Here is a 21624-nt window from a genome sequence, read left to right on the forward strand (position 1 = left end):
TAATGCTAAATCTTCCATATTTAATTTTAGGCATAATATGTGGAACTATTACAGGTTTATTTCCAGGCATTCATCCAAATAACATTGTTGCATTGTCGTTCTTAATTATACCATTTTTTGGAGTAGATAATTATATTCCATTTTTAATTGGTTTAGTTATAACTCATTATTTTATAAATTTCATCCCATCAGCTTTTTTAGGGGTGCCTGATGATGAAACTGCAACCTCTGCTTTACCAATGCATAGATTAACATTAAATGGAAAAGGTTTTGAAGCAATTGTATTGGCTGGATTTGGAAGCTATTTAGGTGTTATTTTTTCAATAATTATTACTTTATTTTTAATATTTATCTTAAATGTTGATATTAACTCTTTTTATCATTCAGTAAAGCCATTAATTCCTTTTATTTTAATTACTTTTGTTATTTATCAAATTTTAACATCAAAATCAATTTGGGAGATTTTGGTCATATTTTTATCAGGAATATTTGGAATAGTTGTTCTATATTGCAATAATGCTTATAACATAACATTAACAGCAATATTTACCGGAATGTTTGGGATTCCTTTGCTTATAAATAATTTAAAAACCTACAAAATAAAAAGTCAGATAATAACATTCCCTGATTTTAATATAAAGTTTTTAAAATCGTCTTTTTTTGCTTCTATTGTAGGATTTTTTAGAATATTTTTGCCAGGAGTTAGTGGAGCCCAATTAAACTATATTTTGAGTAAAATTTTAAGTGAAAAGGATTTGAAAAACTTTATAATATCTCAGGGGAGTATTATTTTATCTAATGAAGTTTTTTCTTTACTCTCTATAATTTTTATAGGAATTGGTAGAAGTGGAGTTGCAAGAGCTATACAAATTCTAAATGCTAATATTGATATAAATATAGCAATATTTTCTATTCTAATTTCTTCCACAATTGCATTAATTATTCTGATAAATTTGTCTAAATACATCCTTATTTTTATTAGAAAAGTTAATTTTAAATATCTATCTCTATTTTTTATAATATTTTGCTCACTTGTAATAGTTATTGGAAGTTATAATACATATTTAAGTTATCATATTATTGTATATTTAACATCAATTTGTATAGGACTTTTAGCATTAAAAAGTCAATCCAATCTATCAAATATGATGAATGTCTTAATATTTCCAACGATATTGTATTTTTTAATGGGATAATATGGATTTAAAAAGTCAGATTTTAAATAAAAGAACGATACTTTCTTTTATAATATCTTTGGGAATACTTCTATATATCTTTTCAAAAATAGATTTGGATAAATTAATATTAATATTAAAACATACAAAGATTTTTTATTATTTTTTGGCAATAGTAATGTTCTATACTGCAATATTAATTAGAAGTTATCGTTGGAAAATTTTCTTAAAAAATGTGAATATCGATTTAAAATTAAAAGATGCTTTTATAGTGTATTATCTTTCAATGTTTGTAAATTCATTAGTTCCTGCTAAGTTAGGGGATATTTATAGAGGATACTTATTAAAAAAGAAAACTAATAAGTCAATATCATTGGGATTTGGGACTGTTTTTATTGAAAGAGTTTTTGATTTGGTAGCGATGATTAGTTTATTATTTATCTCTGCTTACTTATCTTTTAAATCAGATATTCCAAAGGAAATAATTTATTCAATAAAATGGGGAATTATTATAATTTTATTTTTGATTTTTCTAATTTTTGGTTTTTTAGTAGTTAATAGTAAGATAACTTTAAAAAATAAAAAATTAGAGGCAATATTGATTAATTTTGAGAAAGGTTTAAAATCAGTAAAACTAAATACTCTCCATTTATTGATAACTTTATCTTTTATTGGATGGTTTATTGAGGGACTGACTATTTATTTTATATTTTTAGCATTAAATCTAAATTTAGAAATCTTATTTGGAGTATTTTCTGATTTAGCGTCTTCTTTATTAACTGCAATTCCTATAACTCCATCAGGACTGGGAATTGTAGAGTATGCGTTAATGTATATATTAAAACTGAAAAATATAGATGAAAATACGGCCTTTGCAGTTCTTATTTTATATCGTCTAATATCATATTTCTCAGTTGTATTGTTTGGGGCGATAATGTTTTATATCGTTGAGGGAAATATTCTAAAAGAATCTAAATAGGACTTTCACGCTTTATATTTTTGCAAAAGTCCTATTTAAAAATGAGAATTATTAAATTACACTTCCAAAAATACAAGTATAAACATAAATATCTAAAACTATCATTATATGATAAAACAATAAAATATTATTGGTGATAATGTTATGAAACTTACATTTAACTTAAAAGGAAAATTAATTTTTAGTAAAGAGTTAGATGAAGATGCAAAAAAAGAAGTTGAAGAAATTTTAAAAAATGCTGACCAAATTTTTTTAAAAGGAGTACCTAAGGGAAAAGAGGATGAGGCGTCAAAAATTATAAACTATGAATTTGAAGGGAATATTTTAAAGATAACTATTGTTTCTGGAAGATATACAAGGGCTCATGAAGGATTAATTAGATTAAGAAAGCCATTAGCAGAAAAATTAGGAAAAAACTTTAAAATTGGAGTTAGAGGAATTGAAATAGACAATTATGTAATAACAATAGAGACAGAAAATGATATATCTAAAAAATTAGAGGGAGTTAAAGTTCCAGAGTGTGAGGCAAAGGTTGAAGGGAATAAAATTATATTGATATTTAAAAATATTGGAGAGAGTGAATTAAAGAGAAATATTATTGATAGAGCAATAAAGTTTGTAAAATCTGAGTTAGAAAAGGAAGAGGATTTAATATTTAAAGTTTGTAAAATACCACCTGGAACTATAATTAAAGAGTACAAAGCAAAAAGAAAAATAACTTTTGATAAAGATCCAACAGAAGTTGCTGAAAAATTAGGTTGGGTTAAAAAATTCCCCGGAAGAGGTCAGTGGTTTTATACTCCACCAATAACAGCATTGTTTAGGGCATTTGAAGATTTAATAGTTAATGAAATTGTAAAAAAAATTGGCTTTGAAGAATGTCTATTCCCTAAATTAATTCCTTTGGAAATTATGTATAAAATGAGGTATTTAGAGGGATTGCCAGAGGGAATGTATTATGTTTGTCCTCCAAAAAGAGAACCAGAACTTTTCAACGAATTTGTAAATGAGATGATGATTAAAAAAGAGATTCCAAAAGAGAAATTAAAATCACTACTTAGAGACCCAGGCTATGTTTTAGCCCCTGCTCAGTGTGAGCCATTTTATCAATTCTTTGAGGGAGAGATTATAGATGTAGATAAGCCAATAATGTTCTTTGATAGAAGTGGATGGACATATAGATGGGAAGGAGGAGGAGCAAAGGGATTAGATAGGGTTAATGAATTTTTAAGGATAGAATGTGTTTGGATTGGAAGTCCTGAATTCGTTGAGGAAATTAGGGACAAAACATTGAGATATGCTGAGAAATTGGCAGAAAAACTTGATTTAGAGTATTGGACTGAGGTTGGAGATGACCCATTTTACTTAGAAGGTAGAAAAAAGGAAGAGAGAGGAATAGAATTTCCAGAAGTTCCTAAGTATGAGATGAGATTACTTCTACCTCATATAAAAGACGAAAGAAAAGGAGTTGCGGTAACATCAGCAAATGTTCATGGAACGCACTTCGTTGAAGGTTTTAGAATTAAAGATTATATGGGGAGGAAGGTTTGGACAGGTTGTACTGGATATGGAATAACAAGGTGGGTTGTTGGATATTTAGCTCAATATGGGTTTGAATTTGACGATTGGCATCCAATAATAAAGAAAAAAATTAAAAAATTGCCAGAAGTTCCGAAATTAATAACTTGGCCAAAGTAAAAATTTAAATTAATTTATTATTTTTCACTTTTTAATTTTAACTTATTATATTATATTTACGGTGAGAAAATGATAATTAAAAAAATAAAGATTAATATTTCTCCATTAGATGTTTATGAACAAATATGTGGAGAGAATACTTTTTTATTAGAATCTGCCGAAGGAGTTCCAAAGGTTGCGAGATATTCAATATTAGGAAAAACTGAAGGAAAAGTAATATTCAAAAAAAATAAGTTAAAGGTTGAGAGTTTTACAGAATTGGGTGATAAGGTTAAAGATTTAGAGGGAAAATATGAATGTCCATTAGACGCTTTAAGAGTTGTTAGAAATGAGTGTCTTAAATATTTAGATATTGGCAATATTGAACCTGTGCCAAGATTTAAAGGAGGATTAGTTGGATATTTAAGTTATGATATTATTAGATACTGGATTGATTTATCTAATATTACTCCAAAACCTGTAAATGACTTAAATTTTCCTGATGCAGAGTTTTTCATAGTCAAGGATGTTATATCATTTGACTTAAAAGAAAAAACAGTTAATTTAATATCTGACAATGAAAAAAACATTGATGAATTAAAAAAAATTATAGAACAAGTTAAATTTAATAATGTTGAGAAAAAAGAAAAAGAAGAAAATATTTCCAATGATAGAGAATTAAAGATAAAATCTAATATGAGTAAAGAAGAATTTATCAATGCAGTTAATAAGGCTAAAGAGTATATCTTTGCAGGAGATATATTTCAAGTAGTTTTGTCAAGAAGAATTGAAATTGATTTAAATGATTTAAATCACCTAAAAATTTACAAAAAAGTTAGAGAAATTAACCCCTCTCCATATATGTATTATTTGGACTTTGGAGATAGAAAAATTATTGGCTCCTCACCAGAAATTTTAGTAAGAACTGATATGGTAAATAAAAAGAGGTTAGTTATAACAAGACCAATTGCGGGAACTATCGGAAGAGGAAAAACTGAAGAAGAAGACAAAAAATTAGAAGAACAATTATTGAATGATGAAAAAGAGAGATCTGAACATGTTATGCTTGTAGATTTAGCAAGGAACGATATTGGAAAGATATCAAAATTTGGAACAGTTAAAGTTACTGATTTTATGGTAATAGAAAAATACTCTCATGTTCAGCATATTGTTAGCAATGTAGTTGGTGAATTAAAAAATAACTACGATTCATTTCTTTCTGTAAAGGCTACATTTCCAGCGGGAACTTTAAGTGGAGCTCCAAAAGTTAGGGCTATGGAAATCATTGAAGAGTTGGAAAAAACATATAGAGGTCCTTATGGAGGAGGAGTTGGCTATTTCGGATGGGATGACTTGATGGATATGGCAATAACAATAAGAACTTTTGTAATCTCAAAAAATAAGGGGTATATACAAGTAGGTTGTGGAATTGTAGCAGATTCTATACCAGAAAAAGAATGGGAAGAAACTGAAAAGAAAGGACTGGCTAATGTTAAAACAATTGAGAGTCTAATGAAAGAAAAATATAAATAAGTTATTTATTCCAAAATTCGTTATAAAATAGATCAAAATCTTGGTTGTATTTTTTGCCTATTTTTAAGGCAATTTCAGCCTTTGCCAATTCTCTCCCAAAATATGCGGCATGGTCTAACTTTTTTATTAAATTTAACCTTATTGCAGTTTCATAAATCTCCTTTGGTTTCTTCCCTCTAATCATCAATGTAGGTTCTCTTCTTTTGTTAAAATATATAACTACAATCTCTTTATTTTTTCTATCAATTTCTATTTTAAAACTACCTTCGTCTAATATTTGTTTTTTATTCTCCTCAGCTTTAATTATTGGAACATTGTATCTATTAAATGTATATTCCTCATCAAATCTTTTATCTTTATAATTTATTAAATTAAATCCTACATCTTTGGGTAATGAATTTCTCTTTTTAGCTAAAAACATCATTTTTGAAGCAATTTTTAACTCTTTTATAGAGAATTTACATTTTGCACTGGCCTCAGGAGTAAATAATATATTAGCATTAATTTCAGAGGCTATTGCCGCTAATAATGCATTAACTCCATTACTATCAGCATCAAAAAGTTCAGTAACATTTCCTACACCAAAAAATAAAGGTATATTATTTCTTTTTTTAAATTCTCTACAGGCAATTACACTCTCTATAAAGTTACACCCAAAGTTATTTATTGGCTCTAAAATAGGATCTGCAACTATTTTTTCTATTCCCTCATAAATCAATTTTTTTATAATATCTTCTAAGGATTTAACTTTTCCCTCAATAGTTTCTGGAACATAGTTTTTTTTATAGTTTGTTGGTAAAACAACTATTGCAGTGTCAGAATCTTTTAAATAAGGTAGTAATTCATTTAAATTTCCACCATCAACGCTTAAAATCATATCTACTCCCAAATTAATTGCCTCTATTAATTCATTAGTGTTTAATGTATCTACACTAACTGGCTTATCAGTAATATCTCTAACAATTTTTAACATATTCTTAATTTTATCTTTGTTGTTTTCATTGCTAACCATTCCTAAATCTATCATATCAGCCCCACTTTCTAAGTAATATATTACTTTTTCCTCTAATTCCTTTTCATTTAGCCATGGAGCATGGACTATTTCTCCCAAAACTCTCATTGGAAATTTATCACCAACTTTTAAAGAACCAATTTTTATATCTCCTTCTCCCAGTTCTTGCTCTTCTGCTTTTTTTATCTCCTCCTCACATTTCTTTTTAATAATCTCTAAAAGTTGTAAATCAGCATAATCCTTTGTAGAAAGTTTTATTTTATCTAAATTTTCTATAAGTAAAGGAAGATCTGAGGCATCTCTTGTAGATTTATAACATTTTATTCCAGTTTCCTCTTCAACTTTCTTTAAATCATGCCTTATCAATCCAGTAACTAAAACAAAATCGTAAATATCTTTTAATTTTTTGCCTAATTTATCTTCTAATTTTTTGATTTCTTTAATTATTAAATTAGGAGTTAAAAAAGCGGCTACTGATATATTGGCGATATGAACATCAACAAACTCATATTTTTTTATAGCATTTTTAACTTTTTTTTCTGCCAACTTTCCAGTTATTATTAAGATTTTCATAATATCCCCATTAAACAACTAAATTATTTATAAATATTAAATTACAAAGCTATAAATAAAGATTTGACTAACACAATATAAATAAAAATTTGTTGTTTTGGGTGGAAGTATGAAGTTTATTAAAAAGAATGATATTGATTTTGATGAACCACTAATTATTGAAGCGTTTCCTGGAACTGGATTAGTTGGAAGTATCGCCGCCTATCAAATAATAAAAGAATTGAAATTAAAATACTTTGGATACTTTGAAATAGAGGGAATTCCTCCAATAACTACAATTGAAAATGGGACTCCCTATCCACCAGTAAGGGCTTATGCAAATAAAAATTTAGTTATACTCTTTTCAGATGTAATTATACCACCAAACAGTATTAATAGATTAGCTGAATTAATAGTAAAAACTTTTTCAGATAATAAGCCAAAGTTATTCGTTTCACTTGGTGGATTAATTGCTGGGAAATCAGAAAAAGTTTTTGGAATAGCCAACAAAGAGAAATTATTGGAAAATTTAAAAAATTATGTTGAAATATTTAATTTTGGAGTTTTAGGAGGAATTAGTGGAAATTTATTAATAAAATGTGATGATAACGGATTTGACGCTATTGCACTCTTGGCAGAAACTGTAGGAGTTCGTCCAGATCCAAGAGGAGGAGCTAATTTATTAGAAGTGTTAAATAAAATGTTTAATTTAAATGTTAATGTTGAGAGTTTAATCAAAGAGGCAGAAAATATAGAAAACAAACTCAAAGAATTGGCTGAACAACATTTAAAGATGATGTCTAAGAAAAAGGAATATCCTATGTATATCTAGCCATAGAGGGGGTTTCACCCCCTCTATTGGTATACTTCCCCATTAGTTTGTATTTTTATTTCCATAGGGCTCTGCCCTATTGTTATACGCCGCATAGAGGGAAACCCTCTATTGCTCCATAGGGGGCTCCGCCCCCTATTGGTATACCCCCGAATATTTGCCTTTTTGTTTAATTTTGGGTATCCCGAACCATAGGGGCGTAACCCCTATTGGTATACCCCAAAATTTTTTGATGAACCTTTTAGAAAAAGGTTCATACCAATAGGACGAAGTCCTATGGTTCGGATACCCGGGATGCATTATCTAGCTTCGCTCGATAATGCCTCTCAAATTAAATATCTAAGGAAGATAGAAATAATATTCTATTGGCTTATTTGGTGAAATTATGAGAGTATATGGAATATTTGGAATTAAAGAGAGTGCTATAAATGAGTTAATAGAAAATCACATAAAAACATTCACTATAATAAATGCCTATAACTTAGAAACTTTAAAAAATCTAAAAGAAGGAGATTTTATTTTTATAACATCGACTTTAAAACAGGATTTAAGAAATGGTAGCGAAGGAGTATTATGTAAGGTTTTAGAAGTTTCAATAATTCCTCAAATTATTACTGGATTTGAAGAGAAGGAAGTAATTGCTGGGAGATTAAAGGTAGAAATGTTGGGCTTTGCAAAATGTTCTATAACTAATTCTGAATTCATTGAAATAAGATTTAGAACATTTTAATTTATTTCTTTTTTATCTTCTTTTTGTTTTTTATACTCATTTTCTATTGATTTAGCCCATTTAATCATCTCATTATAAACTTTATCAGTTTTTAATAAATTTTCATTTCCTATTAAAATTAACTTTCTCTTAGCTCTTGTTATAGCCACATTTAACCTTCTCAAATCTTTTAAAAATCCAAAATTTTTTGTTCTTACAAATGATATAACAATAGCCTCATTCTCCCTACCTTGAAATCCATCTACCGTATTAACTTCTACATCTATATTGTGCTCTTCAAACAACTTTCTCAAATATCTAACTTGGGCATCGTAGGGAGTAATGACATTTGTAGGAATTTTATACTTCAAAAGTTTTTTAACAACTTCTAAAACCTTCTCTGCCTCTTCTATATTGTAGTAAGAAGGAGATTCCTTATCTCTCCTTTCTAAACCATCAACATTTATAAACTGAACTGGAATTTCATTTATAATATCTCTATCTTCCTCATCAACTTCTTCCTCTTTGACTAAATCCATTAATGTAATGTTTTTAACGCTCTCATCTGCCTTTAATTTATTGTCATAAAACATTCTATTTGGAAACTCCATAATTTTCTCATTCATCCTATATTGAATTTTTAGTATAGATGAAAATTCAGGATATTTTTTTATTAATCTTTCAAAAAGCGTCTTTTTTAATTCTTCATTCTCACTTAAAACTGTTGGTGGTAACTGTTTATGATCTCCAGCCATAATTAATTTTTTTCCTTTAATTATTGGTATTAAACAGGAAGGCTCCATCGCTTGACTACCCTCATCAATAACTACAACATCAAACTCCCATCCTTTTAATATTTCTGAGCCAGCCATTGAGTTTGTAGCAACAATAACATCTGCCTCACTTAAAATTTCATTTATAATTTTTTCAGTAATATCTTCTAAATTATTGATTATTTTTTTAATTTTTTTATTTCTTATAATCCACTCTGCCATACTTGCAATTTTTTCTTTTGGAACTCCTCTATAATCTTTTCTTCTCTTAGCTACTTTTAATATTTGTTCATCACTCATTCCCCTTCTCCATCTTGGAGATGGTTTTAAAAATTTATCTCTATCTTCTTTAATTTCTTTGATTTTTTTTCTTAAAGATAAAATTTCTTGATATTTTTCGTGATTTTCAATTAAGTAAGGTAATGAATGTTGAATTAAATCTTTTGAAATTCTTGTAGGATGTCCTATTCTAACAACCTTTAAGTCAGGATATTTTTTAACTAAATATTCCAAAATGTTATCTGCCGCAATGTTTGAGTCAGCAGTAGCTAAAACCTTATGTTTATTAAATCTAACCTCCTGAACAATAACCTCAGTTAAAGTTCTCGTTTTTCCAGTTCCCGGAGGGCCATGTATTAAATATAAATCTTTACTTAAAACTGCTTTTTTAACAGCCAACTTTTGAGATTCATTTAAACTTTTGTCGTAAAATTCTAATTCAATATCTACCCTAAAAGGTTTTTCTGGATGTTCTATACCTAAAATTATATATGCTAATTTATCTCTCTTTTTTGCAAATTCTCTCAAAGCCTCTTTCATTCTCTTAAATGTAATGTCATTGACATATAAGTCAATTCTAACTCTTTCTTTATAAACCCACTTTGGAACATCTACATCAAAGGCAACATCTATAAAGTTTTTTCCTACATAAATGACATTAGCGTATAAATCACTCTCCAAAGGGTTATTTTTACTTATTAAGACAACATCTCCGGGAGAGATTTCTGTTTTAAATGGTTTTTTCCTACCAAATCTAACAATTGTGCAACCTAAACTTTCTCCTAAGAATTTTCCTTTTAAATTTAAAATAGCCCTTCCAACATTTTCTCTCTTTTTTCCTAACCTAATTATCTCATTTTTATGAAAATCCATTTCACACTTTCTTTCAATTTCAATTAACTTCATAAACTTCCTTACATATAAATCTATTAAATTCATCATATCACCATTAAAAATTATTCAAAATTAATTTAAACTAACTCACCTACAATTATATTGTCTTTATTTCTCAAAATTCTCACTTTAACATTCCTTCCAATCAGACTTTGTTCATTTTTTACATTAATTATTTGAATTACTCTATTTTTGGATACTCCTAAAACTTCACCTTTAATTCTTCCATCTAAAACTACATTAGCTTTAATAATTTCTCCTACTTTAAAAGGATATGGCAGTCTTTTCCTTTTGTGAGTTCCAAAATCTTTTGGAGTTAATATTAATTTTACATTAATCCCCTTTTTTGCATATTCTAACTCATACTTTCTTAACAAATTATAAAACTTCTCAAAATCCCAAACTTTCATTTTTTTTGGTCTTCTACCAAATTGATAAACTCTACATAACTGGCAACCTAAAATAGGGTCTTTTTTTCCAGTTATTGGATTTATAATATTTTGAGGAATTTTTTGTTCTAATTCAACAGCATAGTCAATAACTCTTTTAAATTCTTCATCGTTTATGTTTGGCAACAAAAGAGGAGCAATTAATAAATGAATTTTAGAATTTTTTATATACTCTGCAATGTCTAAAATTTTTTCTATTTTATAATCTTTTCTACCAGAAAGCATTTTTGCCATATTTTTATCTAAAGCATTTATAGACAAGTTTATTCTATGCAATCCTGCCTCTTCTAATTCATCTATTAATTTATAAGTTAATGTAGTTCCATTACTTTGCATTGAAACTATTCCATTACCTTTTTTGTTAATCTCAGATAACTCCTGAACTAAATCGACTAAGGGATAATATAAAGAAGGTTCTCCCTGCCCATCTAAATGTGCCTCAATAAATTTATTTTCTTTAAATTCAACAATTTTTTTATAATTTTCAATTAAATACTCTAAATCTACATAATAATCATTTTTTCTGGTTTTTGAAAACTCTCCTTCATCAACAGAACAAAATATGCAGTTTAAATTACAACCACAATGTCCTCTAACCTGTATTATATTTCTTCCTCTCTCAATCAATCCAAAGGCAGTATGCCCAATCAATGGAATTGGTTCATTTATATATATAGTTCTCCTTTTTGTTATCTTACTCTTCAAATTATTGGCTATACTGTAAGAGATTAAGTTTAAAATTCCAACTTTTATATTCTCTGCTCTTTTTGGATGGGCGTTAATTTTTATTATTGAATTTTCAATTTCAACCTCATTGTAGGGAATATCTACTTTAACTTCATAAATTTTATTGATTTCTAAAATTAAAGTATTTCCAATGTTTTTAACATCAGTAATCATCCTATATTTTGATAGATCTAAAATTACCATAATCTCACACAATATTTTAAATATTTACATTAATAAATTTATCTAAAAATAAAATCCAATTAACTTTTTAAATTTTAATTTTGAAAAAATAGAATTTTGTGTTTTAAAATTTTAAACAAAAAAATTAAAATTACAAAGATGGTGCGGGGGACGGGATTTGAACCCGCGAACCCCTACGGGACCAGACCCTCAATCTGGCGCCTTTGGCCAGGCTTGGCGACCCCCGCTCTCTATTAGAAAATTTTATTATATAACATTTATATATAAACCTTACGCCGAAAAATATATATATGAGTAATGAATATGGCTATATTGGTATCTTATGTGCCGAGGTGGCTTAGCTGGTTATAGCGCCCGGCTCATACGGATATCCTAGGCATTTACGCCTGGGTCCTGGGAAACCGGGAGGTCGAGGGTTCGAATCCCTCCCTCGGCACCATTTATTTTATTATTTTATCACATTATATTTATTAATTTGAGTATTGAAATATAACAATAAAATGGGAAATTCTAAGTTAGGTAATACTCCTTATTATGAGGGAGGCGTAATATTTTTTCTAAATTAGGTATTATTATTCTTTATCTATAAATACAGAGTGTGAATATCAACTGGGGAAAACTATGAAACTTAAAACTATAAAACTACCTATCTTAATATGCCGTTTAAAAACGAATGAACCATTAAAAAAATCTCAAACTCCCTATCTAAGAGGATATATTTTAAATATATTTGGTAAAGAAAATTATGTGGAGTTGCATAATCATAGCGGGAAATGGTTTTGTCTATATCTATCCAAAAATACAGTATAAAATCATTAGTGGAGATGCTGTTTTAATTGGTATAAAAGAGGGAATAAATATTTTAGGAGAGATTATTTTAGACATTAGAGAGTTGAATTTGAAAGGGGAAGTTTATAAGGTTGTAAATGGTTATGCAAAGGTTAAATTTGAAGAATTTGGAGTGACAGATGATAAAATATAAGTTTATCTCTCCATGGATTGCTTTGAATAAGAAAAATTATTTAAAATATAAAGAGTTGGATGATGAAGGAAAAAAAGAACTGTTAGAAAGGATTTTAATTGGAAATGTTTTGTCAATGAGTAAGTATTTAAATTACACTGTTGAAGAAAAACTAAAAGCAGAGTTTTTAAAATTTGATGATTTAGTTGTTAAATACAAAGGCAATAAGTTTATTGGCTTTTTTGGAGAATTTTTAATTAACTTTAATATTCCAAATTATTTAGGAATTGGTAGAAAAGTTTCTAAGGGCTTTGGAAGTGTTGTTAGAATACCATAGATAGGACTTTGCTTCCTTTATTGGCATATATTTCTATTTTGTTTGTTAATTTTATTATCTAATTTTATTATCCTTATTTTAATGGACTACCGATTTAAACCCTACCAACTATTGCTTATTTTATACTCGAACTCCTATATAAATCTTTCTTTTAACACTCGATTTTTCTGACTGCCTGATTATCAAAGTGTTTATAAGAGTAAGAAAGGTTATGCAAAGTATTTATTAAATAAAATGCACAACCATAAACAAAAATCTCAATAATTATGGAATATTTTATATAAAATAAGTTTTATTTATCTATGAGATATACAAAATAAAAATAAACAATCAAAATCTCTAAAAAATCTAAATTTTAATAGGAAAAAATTAGTAATACTTTTTACTAATTTTAAAGCAAGAAAGTAAAATTAAAAAATCTAATATATATTAAAAACTTTATTTACAACATATTCTTTTATTAACTCTAATATCCATAGGGAATTTCTCATTCTCAATAATATCAAAAATTAAATAAATTTATTGGCTTCTTCAAAATCTTTTTGTTTTTTTAGTTTTTATTATATAGAAAAAGTAGTGAATGTAATAAATAAAATAACGATTAAAATTTTATGGTGTAACAATGAAAATTATAGTTTGCATAACCGGAGCGAGTGGAGTTATCTATGCAAAGAGATTATTAGAAGTTTTAAAGGATAAAGTAGAAATAGATTTAATTATATCAAACTCTGCAAAAAAAATAATTAGAGAGGAGTTAAACATTGATTGGAAAGAGTTAATAAAATTTGCCACAAATTATTATGAAAATGATGATTTTTTTTCACCAATTGCCTCTGGCTCTAATAAGTTTGATGCAGTCATAGTTATTCCTTGCTCAATGAAAACACTATCAGCAATTGCTAATGGTTATTCATCAAATTTAATAGTTAGAGTTTGTGACATTGCTTTAAAAGAGAGAAGAAAATTAATTATTATGCCGAGAGAAATGCCACTAAATAGCATACATTTAGAAAACATGCTAAAATTGTCAAATTTAGGGGCTGTAATAATGCCACCTATTCCAGCGTTTTATCACAAACCAAAAACTGTTGATGATATAATAGATTTTGTTGTTGGAAGAGTTTTAGACATTTTAGGGATAGAAAATAATTTATTTAAAAGATGGGGTGAATAATTTTAAAAATTAAGAAAATAGTGGTGATATTTATGCTCGATAGATTAGGAGAGAGTTTAAATAAGGCATTAAATAAATTAAAAATGGCTACATTTGTTGATAAAAAATTAATAAAAGAGGTTATTAAGGATATTCAAAGGGCTTTAATTCAGGCTGATGTTAATGTAAAATTAGTTTTAAAGATGAGTAAGGAGATTGAAAGAAGAGCATTAGAGGAAAAAACTCCAAAAGGTTTATCTAAGAAGGAGCATATTATAAAAATAGTTTATGAAGAATTAGTTAAGTTGTTGGGAGAGGAGGCAAAAAAATTAGAGTTAAATCCAAAAAAGCAAAATGTTATTTTATTGGTTGGTATTCAGGGTAGTGGTAAAACAACAACTGCTGCAAAGTTAGCAAGATACATTCAAAAAAGAGGTTTAAAGCCTGCATTAATAGCGGCAGATACATATAGACCAGCGGCGTATGAACAATTAAAGCAACTGGCTGAAAAAATCAATGTTCCTATATATGGAGATGAAAGTAAAACTAAATCACCAATAGAGATTGTTAAAGAGGGGATGAATAAATTTAAAAAGGCAGATGTTTTAATTATAGATACTGCTGGAAGACACAAAGAGGAAAAAGGTTTATTGGAAGAGATGAAGCAAATTAAAGAAATAGCCAATCCAGATGAGATTATCTTAGTTATAGATGGAACTATTGGACAACAGGCAGGAATTCAGGCAAAGGCTTTTAGAGATGCAGTTGGAGAGATTGGTAGTATTATAGTTACTAAATTGGATGGTTCTGCCAAAGGGGGAGGGGCTTTAAGTGCAGTTGCAGAAACAAATGCACCAATAAAGTTCATTGGAATTGGAGAGGGAATAGATGATTTAGAGCCTTTTGATCCTAAAAAGTTTATATCAAGACTGTTAGGAATGGGAGACTTGGATAGTTTATTAGAAAAGGCAGAAAATATAATTGATGAAAAAACTGAGGAAAGTATAGATGCAATAATGAAAGGAAAATTTACATTAAATGAACTTTTATATCAATTAGAGGCTCTTGAAAATATGGGATCTATGAAAAAAATTTTAAGTATGATCCCAGGATTTGGAGGAGCAATGCCTAAGGAACTATCAAATTTAACAGAATCTAAAATAAAAAAGTATAAGGTAATTATAAGCTCAATGACAAAAGAGGAGAGAGAAAATCCAAAGATAATTAAATCTTCAAGAATTAGAAGAATAGCAAGAGGTTCTGGAACTTCTGAAAAAGATGTTAGAGAAGTTTTAAGATATTATGAAATTACAAAAAACGCAGTTGATAAATTAAGAAAGGGTAAAATGCTCAAAATTGGAGGACCATTAGGTCAAATATTAAGGCAGTTAATGTATAAAGACATTTAATTATTCCTATTTTCTATTTTTATTTTTTATTGTTTTATTTTTTTATTTGAAAATATTTTATGAAAATTTTTATATGCTATATATTAAAAAATAATCTAAAAATCTTTTAGAGGTTAGAATTATGAAAACAATTCAAGAAATTAACGAAAAAATTAAAAAAGGAGAGGCAGTTGTAGTAACGGCGGAAGAGATGATAAAAATCGTAGAAGAGGAAGGGAGTAAAAGAGCATCTGATTATGTTGATGTAGTTACAACAGGAACTTTTGGGGCAATGTGTTCATCTGGTGTATTTATCAACTTTGGACATTCGGATCCTCCTATAAAGATGCTAAAAATATATTTAAACAATGTTGAAGCTTATGGTGGTTTAGCGGCTGTTGATGCATATATTGGAGCCTCTCAACCAAATGAAGATCCTGATATTGATATCAATTATGGAGGAGCACATGTCATAGAGGATCTCGTTAGAGGAAAGGAAATTGAACTATATGCAGAAGGATATACAACAGACTGCTATCCAAGAAAAGATGTAAATGTTAAGATTACTCTAAAAGATGTTAATCAGGCTATTATGGTAAATCCAAGGAATTGCTATCAAACATACGCGGCGGCAACAAACAGTAGAGAGGAGAAAATTTATACTTATATGGGAATACTACTTCCAGAATACAGTAATGTTCATTACTCAGGGGCTGGGCAGTTAAATCCTCTACAAAATGACTATAATCCTCAAACTAAATCTTATAATACAATAGGTATTGGGACAAGAATATTCTTAGGAGGAGGGATTGGATATATAATAGGGGAAGGAACTCAACATAATCCTCCATTTGGGACATTGATGGTAAAAGGAGATTTAAAAACAATGGATCCAAAATTTGTAAGAGCCGCTACAATGCCAAGATATGGAAGCACATTATATATTGGAATTGGTGTTCCAATACCTGTTTTAAATGAAAAAATTGCTGAAATATGTGCAATTAAAGATGAAGATATTGAAGTGCCAATTTATGATTATGGAGTTCCAAGGAGAGATAGACCATTAATAGCAAAAACTAATTATAAAGAATTAAGGAGTGGAAAAATAACTTTAAGGGTTAATATAGATGGAAAAGAAGTTGAAAAAACTGTAAAGACGGGGCCAGTATCAAGTTATAAAATGGCAAGGGAAGTTGCTGAAACATTAAAAAAATGGATTTTAGATGGAAGATTTTTGTTAACTGAAAGGGTTGATAATTTAGGAAGAGCTGAATGTAAGCCAATGAAATCTCCAATTACATTAGTTAGAGATATACTAAGTAAGCCACCAATAGTTGCGCCGAGTAATATAACAATAATGGAAGCTGCTAAAATTCTAATTGAACACAATATAAACCACTTACCAATAGTTGATGAATATGGTAAATTAATAGGAATTATAACATCTTGGGATATTGCCAAAGCATTAGCACAAAATAAAACTACAATTGAGGAAATTATGACAAGACATGTAATTACCGCCTATGAAAATGAGCCTGTTGATCATGTAGCTAAAAAAATGAGTGAGCATAACATTTCAGGAGTTCCAGTTGTTGATGAAAATAGAATAGTTGTGGGAATTATTACATCAGAAGATATTTCAAGACTCTTTGGGGGGAAAAAATGAAGAAAAAAATATTCTATTGGACAGATTCCGAGCATATAAATAAACCAGTTATCTCTGACACTATTTTAAATACCGGAGTGAAAATAAATATTTTAAAAGCAAAAGTAGAGCCTCAAGAGGCATTTTTAATATTAGAGTTATTTGGTAGTAAGGAACAAATTGAAAATGCATTAAAATATTTATCAAAATTTGGAGAGATTGAAGAAATTTCTAAAGTTATAAAAAGAGATTTGGAAAAATGTGTTCATTGCGGATGCTGTATAACTCAATGTCCATTAAATGTGATTTATTTGGATGAAGATTATAATGTAGTTTTTAAAGAAGAGGAATGTGTTGGATGTAAAAACTGTATGAAAGCCTGTCCATTCAAAGCTATTGAGATTATTGAATAACTACAACCATAGGGTTTCGCTCTATTGATATACACCCTATGCATTGCTTTTTAAAAGAAGCATTGCCTCTTTTTTATTATTTATAATATATTCCTCCCTCGCTAAAAATTTTTATTTTTTGATTTAGAGGATTTTAATTTATTATTTTTTAATTTTAAGGAATTTTATCAAATTTCGAAGGGTCTTCTATTTTAATGAATTTTAATATTTAATTTTATTAAATTATTGAGATTATTTCCTAATTTTTTTAGTTTATTTTTATCTCTAATTTTCCCCGATAGTTAGATTAATATTAAAAATTTTAAGGATTTTTAAAGTAATAACTAAGAATAGAAAAATTTATATATAAGTTCGGAGGTATATAAATAATAGGGGTAATTGACCCTTCGAATCATAACCCATATATAAAGGAGAATAATAAAGTAATTTTAGAAAATTATCTCTTCAAATTGTGCCCTGTTTAAAATCACGCCCCAAAGGGGATGGAAATTCTCTTTTTGTCCTTTAAAACTATATTTTGTTGTTATATTAGTTTAAAATCAAGCCCCAAAGGGGAAAGGCAAAAAGAGGCATTGCTTCTTAAAAGAAGCAATGCATCGGGGGTATCCCAATAGGGCGAAGCCCTATGGGTATAAAATCAGGCCCCAAAGGGGATAAAAGTATTTAAATTCTTTATTTTTTTAATAATATAAAATATTTATAGATTTATATATTCACATCTTTTTTAAGAGTAATACTGACCCTCGGGAAAATCTTGATCTGAATATTATAAAATATGAAAAATATAAAAAAAATATTACAATAATATGAAAAATTTCAAAATTATAATATTATCATAATAAAAATTTTCTATTTTTTATGATTTAATATTATCAAGTCTCGAGCATGAGTATTATAGAAGTTTCATAAAAATACTTATAATAAACTCCAAAAGCCTAATTTTGGATTGTAAATATCTCCTGATTTCTTTAAATATTCCAATGCAGTTTCTACATCTTTCTCTGACAAGCCAATATTTAAAGCTCTATCATAAATCTCTTCCTCAGGGGCTAAGCCATCGTTTCTTAAATTAACGATTTCCCTAATAATATTTAAGACAGCATCCATTTTATCTCTTCTTGATTTTGGAGTTCCTGCTATTTTATCTAAATCTAATGTTCCTGATTCTGGGTCATAGGCTACTTGCTTTAAACATTCATCAATAATATTTATAGCAACTTCAGCATCAACATCTTCAACTTTATTTGATAATCTAGCCTTTGCGTGCATCTCAGATATTCTCACAATTGCCTCTAACTGCCTTGCAGTTATTGGTATTGGGTTATCTCCCTCTCCCAACTTTCTCATCTCTAAGTAATATTTTTTAATCATTTTCTTTGCCTTTTCAGTTAAATATGGCATAATTAATTTAGTTTCGTCAAACTCTCCCAAGTATAAATCTTGATTCTCTTCTATGTATGCGCAACTTCTTGCATATATAATATAATATTTTAGTAGTCTCTCATCTACAACAATTCCATCAATTTCAATTGACCCCAAGATTTTATAATCTTTCGTAGCTGACTCAATGTGTGTGTTTAATATATGCTCTGCTATCTCCTCATCTTCTTTCCTGTTAGGAATATCCATCAGTGGAAATATTAAGTCGAATCTACTTAATAATGGAGCGGGAATATCGATCTGCTCTATTACAGTTAAATTTCTATCAAATCTTCCCCTCTTTGGATTGCACGCAGCTAAAACTGCACACCTTGCAGGAAGTTTAACATTAATTCCTCCCTTATTTACGTGTATTGTTTGGCTTTCCATTGCCTCTAATATATATTTCATTACATTCTTATCAACTGTTAATTCATCTATACAAGCAGTTCCTTCATTAGCTCTAACAAAAACTCCTGGTTTAACAACCCAACCATCTCCAATTTCTGTTGCTTCCCTAATAACATTTGCAGTTAAACCTCCACCAGTGGCTGTTGTTACTGATGCATAAGCATTTTGAGGAAACAGCCTTGCAATTCTTCTAAGCATAGTGGTTTTTCCAATTCCTGGGTCTGTAATTAATAAAATATGACTGTCTCTTCTTAAAGGAGTTCCATCTGGTAAGAATTTAAATGCTCCTTTAATTTGTTGCAAAAATATTGCTTTTTTAACCAAGTCATAACCTTTTATCTGAGAAATCATAAAGTTTGATAAAATGTCAATAATATTTTTCTTTTTTCCTAATTCATTTAAAGTTTCTATCAATTCCTCATTTCCTAAAATATCTCTAACTTCAATTTTTTGATAACTCTCTGCAATTTTAACATAATTACTTTTAACAAAAATTTCAAATACTGGTATTTTTGGCTTCGTTTTCTTCTTTAAAACTGTTCCTACAACATCCACTCTTCCAGAATAGATTCCCGGACTGTTTTCTAAGAATACTTTTATACTTCTTGGAGGGTCGTCAGGGTTTTTCATTAAGTCAATTGGTTGCTGAATCTCTAACTCCTGTATATTTATATATGTAGATTCCTCGTAATCGATAACCATTTCTTCTTTGCAATCTCCATTGTTACAAATAACCTTAGGTAGTTCAAAGTAGTTATGTATTGTCTTATATTTTATATTTCCACATCTTGGACAGACATAACAGGCTCTTTTTAATAAAGCACAAACTTTTCCCGCCTTAACTATTACCCCTTCAAATTTAACTAACTTATTTATGTCAGATGAGGATATTTCCTCAATTAATTTTTCGCAACCTTTTGGATTTTTAAATGCAATCTGTATTTTTTCTAACTCTTTATCCTCTCCAAACAATTCGATATATGTCCTTTTAAAAATATCTAAAATTATCTCTTCAATCTCTTTAGGTCTTTCTATAATTAAATCATTAACTTCACAGGCATCAGGAAAGTGCATTAAAAACTTTTCTATGTCAAATTCAAAAATATTATTTTTAATTAAATTATTTGCTAACTCTTCCTTAATAAAACTCTTTATTTTATACTCATATTTCGACTTAACATATTCTTCGTCGAAGTTTACCATAGTATCACGTAAATTATTTGGTTTTTAAATTATTTTGAATTTAAAATATTTAAATATAATATTCTTTAAATTTTAGTAGTGTTTGGATATACGTTAGTATTGGATATTGTATTATTTAAAATTAAAATAAGATTTTTAAATGTTTAAATATATCTATTAGAACTTTCTCTATACAAAACCCCAAAGTAATATGCAGATACCAAAGATAAATAAAAAGTCCCAAAAATTACTCCAAATATATATAAAATATATCCAATTATAGGAATCCTTAATATTATTGCTAACATTATACCAAATATAATACCTACAAGAATTAATATAGTATATGCTAATACATATCTTCCAAGCACTGACTTTATTCTCATTAGTATTTCCTTAAATTCAAATAAAGCGAAAAATCTTTTCTTTATAGCATAGTTAGCAATAGCCATTGGATAGATAAACAAAAGCACAAGATATACACAAATCCATAATAATAAGAGAGTGTCTATAAGATTTTTACTAAAATTGAAATAGCGGGATAATAAAGCAATTACAAAAAGGACAATTAGTAATATAACCCAATAAAATAAATAGGCAAAGCCTTTAATAAATTTGTCTTTTAGATTATCCCACTCTGGGAGTTTTTCTTCTCCTTTTATAACATTTTCAAAAGTTTCTACAATATAACCAAATACTATAAAATCAACAATTGGAATATATATTAAAACACTTCCAATTATAATTTTTATTACCCATTTTTCATCTTTCATAGGAAAATTTAAACATTCGATAAACATAATTTACCTCCTAATATTATTAATATAGGATAACTTTATATAATAAATATAGCAATATAAATGCCACAAATATTGTTTTCTATATTGTTTCCTATTCTATTTTAAAATAGATATAATGAGG

At 28.1% G+C, this 21624-nt stretch carries 15 protein-coding genes, 2 tRNA genes and 1 pseudogene; 12 read left to right on the plus strand and 6 right to left on the minus strand.

The window, feature by feature from the left end:
• Positions 1 to 2: 2 nt before the first annotated feature.
• From HZY31_RS02880 to trpE, 4 genes are all read left to right on the plus strand, one after another.
• On the plus strand, positions 3 to 1196 hold the full coding sequence (locus tag HZY31_RS02880) for a tripartite tricarboxylate transporter permease (RefSeq protein WP_297317966.1): 1194 nt from the start codon (positions 3 to 5) through the stop codon (positions 1194 to 1196).
• A gap of 1 nt (position 1197) precedes the next feature.
• Positions 1198 to 2154, plus strand: coding sequence for a flippase-like domain-containing protein (locus HZY31_RS02885; protein WP_297317967.1), 957 nt, complete (start codon positions 1198 to 1200; stop codon positions 2152 to 2154).
• A 144-nt stretch (positions 2155 to 2298) separates the two neighbouring features.
• Positions 2299 to 3852 carry a serine--tRNA ligase gene (gene serS / locus HZY31_RS02890; RefSeq protein WP_297317968.1) on the plus strand — a complete coding sequence of 518 codons (1554 nt, stop codon included), beginning with the start codon at positions 2299 to 2301 and terminating at the stop codon, positions 3850 to 3852.
• A gap of 69 nt (positions 3853 to 3921) precedes the next feature.
• Positions 3922 to 5364 (plus strand): anthranilate synthase component I, encoded by a 1443-nt coding sequence (gene trpE / locus HZY31_RS02895; protein ID WP_297317969.1) that lies wholly within the window; start codon positions 3922 to 3924, stop codon positions 5362 to 5364.
• Between the two features lies 1 nt (position 5365).
• Here trpE and HZY31_RS02900 read toward each other — a convergent pair whose 3' ends face one another.
• On the minus strand, positions 5366 to 6949 hold the full coding sequence (locus HZY31_RS02900; RefSeq protein ID WP_297317970.1) for a dihydropteroate synthase-like protein: 1584 nt from the start codon (positions 6947 to 6949) through the stop codon (positions 5366 to 5368).
• Positions 6950 to 7058: 109 nt separating this feature from the next.
• Here HZY31_RS02900 and HZY31_RS02905 point away from each other — a divergent pair, with 109 nt between their 5' ends.
• Together HZY31_RS02905 and HZY31_RS02910 are read left to right on the plus strand one after the other, a co-directional pair.
• Positions 7059 to 7760 (plus strand): proteasome assembly chaperone family protein, encoded by a 702-nt coding sequence (locus HZY31_RS02905; protein ID WP_297317971.1) that lies wholly within the window; start codon positions 7059 to 7061, stop codon positions 7758 to 7760.
• A gap of 385 nt (positions 7761 to 8145) precedes the next feature.
• Positions 8146 to 8490 (plus strand): DUF473 family protein, encoded by a 345-nt coding sequence (locus HZY31_RS02910; protein ID WP_297317972.1) that lies wholly within the window; start codon positions 8146 to 8148, stop codon positions 8488 to 8490.
• Here the strand turns inward: HZY31_RS02910 and HZY31_RS02915 are convergent.
• From HZY31_RS02915 to HZY31_RS02925, 3 genes are all read right to left on the minus strand, one after another.
• On the minus strand, positions 8487 to 10460 hold the full coding sequence (locus HZY31_RS02915) for an IGHMBP2 family helicase (RefSeq protein ID WP_297317973.1): 1974 nt from the start codon (positions 10458 to 10460) through the stop codon (positions 8487 to 8489). The genes HZY31_RS02910 and HZY31_RS02915 overlap by 4 nt on opposite strands.
• Before the next feature lie 32 nt (positions 10461 to 10492).
• On the minus strand, positions 10493 to 11794 hold the full coding sequence (locus HZY31_RS02920; RefSeq protein WP_297317974.1) for a radical SAM protein: 1302 nt from the start codon (positions 11792 to 11794) through the stop codon (positions 10493 to 10495).
• A gap of 139 nt (positions 11795 to 11933) precedes the next feature.
• Positions 11934 to 12021: transfer RNA gene (locus HZY31_RS02925), tRNA-Leu, on the minus strand.
• 99 nt (positions 12022 to 12120) lie between these two features.
• On the opposite strand from HZY31_RS02925, the gene HZY31_RS02930 reads away from it, so the two are divergent.
• From HZY31_RS02930 to HZY31_RS02955, 6 genes and pseudogenes are all read left to right on the plus strand, one after another.
• A tRNA-Met gene (locus HZY31_RS02930) sits at positions 12121 to 12233 on the plus strand.
• A gap of 197 nt (positions 12234 to 12430) precedes the next feature.
• Positions 12431 to 13092 (plus strand): annotated as a pseudogene (locus tag HZY31_RS02935) (CRISPR-associated endonuclease Cas6).
• Between the two features lie 622 nt (positions 13093 to 13714).
• On the plus strand, positions 13715 to 14266 hold the full coding sequence (locus HZY31_RS02940; protein ID WP_297317975.1) for a UbiX family flavin prenyltransferase: 552 nt from the start codon (positions 13715 to 13717) through the stop codon (positions 14264 to 14266).
• Positions 14267 to 14298: 32 nt separating this feature from the next.
• Positions 14299 to 15654: a signal recognition particle protein Srp54 gene (locus tag HZY31_RS02945; protein ID WP_297317976.1), complete on the plus strand. Its 1356-nt coding sequence runs from the start codon at positions 14299 to 14301 to the stop codon at positions 15652 to 15654.
• 121 nt (positions 15655 to 15775) lie between these two features.
• Entirely contained in the window at positions 15776 to 17299 is a 1524-nt protein-coding gene (locus tag HZY31_RS02950) for a homocysteine biosynthesis protein (protein WP_297317977.1), read from the plus strand.
• Entirely contained in the window at positions 17296 to 17691 is a 396-nt protein-coding gene (locus HZY31_RS02955; RefSeq protein WP_214399267.1) for a 4Fe-4S binding protein, read from the plus strand. The genes HZY31_RS02950 and HZY31_RS02955 overlap by 4 nt, the downstream gene beginning before the upstream one ends.
• 915 nt (positions 17692 to 18606) lie before the next feature.
• On the opposite strand, the gene HZY31_RS02960 is transcribed toward HZY31_RS02955, so the two are convergent.
• Positions 18607 to 20724: a minichromosome maintenance protein MCM gene (locus HZY31_RS02960; protein WP_297317978.1), complete on the minus strand. Its 2118-nt coding sequence runs from the start codon at positions 20722 to 20724 to the stop codon at positions 18607 to 18609.
• 143 nt (positions 20725 to 20867) lie between these two features.
• Complete coding sequence (locus tag HZY31_RS02965; RefSeq protein WP_297317979.1) at positions 20868 to 21503, minus strand: DUF4013 domain-containing protein; 636 nt, start codon at positions 21501 to 21503, stop codon at positions 20868 to 20870.
• Positions 21504 to 21624: the final 121 nt, after the last annotated feature.

This window comes from Methanocaldococcus sp., from assembly GCF_024490875.1.
Classification (GTDB): Archaea; AGJL01; Methanococci; order Methanococcales; family Methanocaldococcaceae; genus Methanocaldococcus.

What these genes read in the sequence shown, in the direction of transcription:
- trpE (WP_297317969.1), top strand. Translation starts at nt 3,922, where the DNA reads ATGATAATTAAAAAAATAAAGATTAATATTTCTCCATTAGATGTTTAT.
- HZY31_RS02950 (WP_297317977.1), top strand. Translation starts at nt 15,776, where the DNA reads ATGAAAACAATTCAAGAAATTAACGAAAAAATTAAAAAAGGAGAGGCA.
- HZY31_RS02910 (WP_297317972.1), top strand. Translation starts at nt 8,146, where the DNA reads ATGAGAGTATATGGAATATTTGGAATTAAAGAGAGTGCTATAAATGAG.
- HZY31_RS02915 (WP_297317973.1), bottom strand. Translation starts at nt 10,460, where the DNA reads ATGAATTTAATAGATTTATATGTAAGGAAGTTTATGAAGTTAATTGAA.
- HZY31_RS02905 (WP_297317971.1), top strand. Translation starts at nt 7,059, where the DNA reads ATGAAGTTTATTAAAAAGAATGATATTGATTTTGATGAACCACTAATT.
- HZY31_RS02945 (WP_297317976.1), top strand. Translation starts at nt 14,299, where the DNA reads ATGCTCGATAGATTAGGAGAGAGTTTAAATAAGGCATTAAATAAATTA.
- HZY31_RS02960 (WP_297317978.1), bottom strand. Translation starts at nt 20,724, where the DNA reads ATGGTAAACTTCGACGAAGAATATGTTAAGTCGAAATATGAGTATAAA.
- HZY31_RS02880 (WP_297317966.1), top strand. Translation starts at nt 3, where the DNA reads ATGCTAAATCTTCCATATTTAATTTTAGGCATAATATGTGGAACTATT.
- HZY31_RS02940 (WP_297317975.1), top strand. Translation starts at nt 13,715, where the DNA reads ATGAAAATTATAGTTTGCATAACCGGAGCGAGTGGAGTTATCTATGCA.
- serS (WP_297317968.1), top strand. Translation starts at nt 2,299, where the DNA reads ATGAAACTTACATTTAACTTAAAAGGAAAATTAATTTTTAGTAAAGAG.
- HZY31_RS02965 (WP_297317979.1), bottom strand. Translation starts at nt 21,503, where the DNA reads ATGTTTATCGAATGTTTAAATTTTCCTATGAAAGATGAAAAATGGGTA.
- HZY31_RS02900 (WP_297317970.1), bottom strand. Translation starts at nt 6,949, where the DNA reads ATGAAAATCTTAATAATAACTGGAAAGTTGGCAGAAAAAAAAGTTAAA.
- HZY31_RS02885 (WP_297317967.1), top strand. Translation starts at nt 1,198, where the DNA reads ATGGATTTAAAAAGTCAGATTTTAAATAAAAGAACGATACTTTCTTTT.
- HZY31_RS02955 (WP_214399267.1), top strand. Translation starts at nt 17,296, where the DNA reads ATGAAGAAAAAAATATTCTATTGGACAGATTCCGAGCATATAAATAAA.
- HZY31_RS02920 (WP_297317974.1), bottom strand. Translation starts at nt 11,794, where the DNA reads ATGGTAATTTTAGATCTATCAAAATATAGGATGATTACTGATGTTAAA.